We start from the raw sequence: 3,330 nt of genomic DNA, 5'->3' as shown, positions 1-3,330 counted from the left end.
TTTAGGCCGGAGTAGTTTACAGAACGCACTGCCCGCAATCCTGGCTGCCGCACTCGATGTTCTTTATCTTCCAGCGCAAGGCCCACAGCTTTATGCTCTTGATGACCTCGATCATCTCTAAGCCGCTCTCGGTGAGGGTGTACTCGCTCTTCAGGGGAAAGGCCTCGCTGTCCATCTTCTTCTCCACCAGCCCCTCCCGCTCCAATTCCTTGAGCCGAACGGATAGAACCTTCTGGGTGATCCCTGCCAGACAGCCCTTCAACTCAGAGAACCGCCTGGTGTGCCCCACTCCCTTGTAGAGCTCCAAGAGTATTAGCATGGTCCATTTTCTGGCAATATACTTCACAGTCAGGTTTACTGTGCATCCTTCATACATGGTATACTCAGGGAAACTTTCGAGGTTATATACTTTGGTATCAATAGTATACTAGTTGTGAGGCAATAAAAAATGGCAGCTACTGAAAAATTGGACATGTTCTGCTACCAGTGCTCCCAGACCGCCCGGGGCACCGGCTGCACAGTGAAAGGAGTATGTGGAAAGGAACCGATCGTCGCCCGGCTGCAGGATAACCTGCTCTTCGCCATCAAGGGCATCAGCGCCTATCTCTATCATGCCCGGGAACTGGGCTACAGCGACCCGGAGGTGGACGCATTCATCGAGAGGGGCTTTTTCTCCACACTGACCAATGTGAACTTCGACCCCGAGGAGTTCCTCAACCTGGCAGTGAAAGCGGGGGAGATGAATATCAGGACCATGAAGCTGCTCAAGCAGGCGCACATCGAGAGGTTCGGCGAGCCCACGCCCACCAAGGTGAGGACGGGAACGGTAAAGGGCCACGGCATCATTATCACCGGCCACGACATGAACGCCCTGGATAAGCTCTTGCAGCAGGTGGAGGGCACAGATGTATTCGTCTACACCCACTCCGAGATGCTCCCCGCCCACGGCTATCCGGGCTTGAGAAAGTACAAGAACCTGGCAGGCAATCTGGGCAAAGCCTGGTTTGACCAAAAGAAGCTCTTCGCCCAGTATCCCATGGCCCTCCTGGGCACCTCCAACTGCTTCCTTCCTCCGCGTGAGGAGTACATCGACCGCATGTTCTCCACCGGGCCGGTCTACCTGCCAGGGGTCAAGCACATCGATGGATACGACTACTCCGAGGTTATCGCTCGAGCTCGAGAGCTGCCGGAGCTCCCAGACGCTCCGGGAGAGTATGAGCTGACCACCGGCTTTTCCACCTCCGTTCTCCTCTCCCACGCCGCCAAGATCAAGGAACTGGTGGAGAAGGGCAAGATCAAGAGGTTCTTCTTAGTGGGCGGCTGCGATGCTCCCCTGAAGAAGTCCGACTACTACCGGGAGTTCGTGCAAAAGCTGCCCCAGGATGTAGTGGTCCTCACCTTAGCCTGCGGCAAGTTCCGCTTCAATGACCTGGATTTAGGGGACATAGAGGGCATCCCCCGTCTGATCGACCTGGGTCAGTGCAACGATGCCATCGTCGCCCTGGAGGTGGCCGGGGCTCTGGCCGACCTGTTTGGAGTGGGAGTCAATGACCTGCCCTTAACACTGGTGATAAGCTGGATGGAGCAGAAGGCGGTGGCCATTCTCTGGTCCTTATTGGCATTGGGAATCAAAGGGATCTGGTTGGGCCCCATCGTCCCCGGATGGATCAATGATGATATGCTCAAGATCCTGGTGGACCAGTACGACATCCGGCTGATCAGCACCCCGGATGAGGACATTAAGAAGATGATGGGGTAGATGATTGGGAGTCGCAATGGTAAAGAGAAATATCATCAAGATCGATGAGTCACTCTGCAATGGCTGCGGCAGCTGCGCTATCGCCTGCTCAGAGGGAGCGATAGAAATGGTGGATGGCAAAGCGCGGGTAGCAAGAGAATCGTTTTGCGACGGCCTGGGAGCCTGCATTGGCGAGTGTCCCACTGGAGCTCTGACCATCGAATGGAGAGATGCAGAAGCATTCGATGAGAAGGCGGCCCTGGAATTTCAGCAGCAATCCAAAGCAGAGGGCAACAGCCCCGCCGAAAAGAGGGCGGAACAAGAGGGCGAATCGGGACCAATAGCCCCCTGCGACCTCCCAATTCATCAATCACAGAGATCGAGTAGGGGGAGAGGAGAGGGACCAGGACAGCATCTAAACAAGCTCGGCTCCTCCTCCCAGCTCTCCAGCTGGCCTATACAGATGCGGCTGGCCCATACCAATGCCCCCTATTTCAAGGACGCCAGTCTGCTGATAGCCGCGGACTGCTCGGCATTTGCCTGCCCTGTCATCTCCGAGTTCATCCGAAAAAGGGTGGTTCTCATCGGCTGCCCGAAGCTGGATCAGAGCGAGCCCTTCATCTCTAAATTGGCGGAGATCCTCAGCTCAAATGAGATCCGGGATATAGCCGTCCTCAGGATGGAGGTTCCCTGCTGCTACCATATCATTAACCTGGTGGAGCAGGCAATGAAGAGGTCAGGAAAGAATATCCCCCTCGATCAGTTCATATGCATGATCGACGGGAAGGTAGTAAACGATACAGGAATGGTGAGAAGATGAAGCTGGCGGTATACTACAGTGGCGACTTCGGCAGCCGGGTGGTTGGAAACCTGGTGAACTTCTCAGGGTTCTGCATCTCCTGCGCAGACGCCTGCACCGAATGCCGGAATGTTGCCCCGGACCTGGCAAAAGATATTGTGGCATTGGTGGAGATGCCAGATCCATCGACTTATGGGGATTTCATAGATGATGTAGAGCCCTTGCTCCCTCAAGATATACCCAAGGTGGATCTGGTCATTGTGATCAATGTCCATCCCGATATCCTCTACGGCCTGCTTCCCAAGTTCAAAGAGGCTGGGGTCAAAGCGATCATCGGCGGATCGGAATCTCCGAAGGAGATGCCTTTGGGGCAGAGAAGACAGGTGGAGGAGAAGGCAGCGGAGCTGGGGATGGAGGCGGCCTTTGCCAAGCCGTTTTGCGCTCTCGCCCCCGATCCAAATAAGCCCATCATCGCTCAGTTCCTGAAAGAGGCGAGAATTGGGAACCCAGTGATAGAGTTTTCCGTCCAGGGCAGCAGAGAGGGAAAGGAGGTGATCATGGGGGCTAATGTCGTGCGAAGCGCCCCCTGCGGATCCACCTGGTTTGTGGCCAAGAAGATGCTGGGCCTGGAGACCGATCAGCCCGACCTGAGGGAGAGGATATCCGAGGCTCACCATTCCTATCCCTGCACCGGCTCTATGGAGAGGGATGCAGAACTTGGAGACACTGTGCTGCACGTGGGCGGCTATATCATACGCGATGCAGTGGAGGGGGGGCTGAAGAAGGCAAGCAA

General features: G+C 55.6%; 4 protein-coding genes. 3 read left to right on the top strand and 1 reads right to left on the bottom strand.

Translation table 11 applies throughout. The features are described 5' to 3' along the window. Positions 1-16 precede the first annotated feature (16 nt). Positions 17-376, bottom strand: a complete 360-nt coding sequence (locus tag BP727_RS00250) for a winged helix-turn-helix transcriptional regulator (protein WP_013719641.1) — start codon at positions 374-376, stop codon at positions 17-19. 72 nt (positions 377-448) lie between these two features. Here BP727_RS00250 and hcp point away from each other — a divergent pair, with 72 nt between their 5' ends. The 3 genes from hcp to BP727_RS00235 all read left to right on the top strand — a co-directional run. Then, positions 449-1,759 (top strand): hydroxylamine reductase, encoded by a 1,311-nt coding sequence (hcp, locus tag BP727_RS00245; protein ID WP_013719640.1) that lies wholly within the window; start codon positions 449-451, stop codon positions 1,757-1,759. Positions 1,760-1,775: 16 nt separating this feature from the next. Then, positions 1,776-2,558, top strand: a complete 783-nt coding sequence (locus BP727_RS00240) for an ATP-binding protein (RefSeq protein WP_286856705.1) — start codon at positions 1,776-1,778, stop codon at positions 2,556-2,558. Continuing rightward, positions 2,555-3,330 (top strand): DUF166 domain-containing protein (locus BP727_RS00235; protein WP_286856703.1); only part of this gene is annotated, 776 nt, incomplete at its 3' end. The genes BP727_RS00240 and BP727_RS00235, both read left to right, overlap by 4 nt.

The organism is Methanosaeta sp. UBA356 (assembly GCF_002496465.1).
Taxonomy (GTDB): domain Archaea; phylum Halobacteriota; class Methanosarcinia; order Methanotrichales; family Methanotrichaceae; genus Methanothrix; species Methanothrix soehngenii.
Note: the sequence above shows the minus strand (reverse complement) of the source record. Positions and strands in the feature narration are given on the sequence as shown.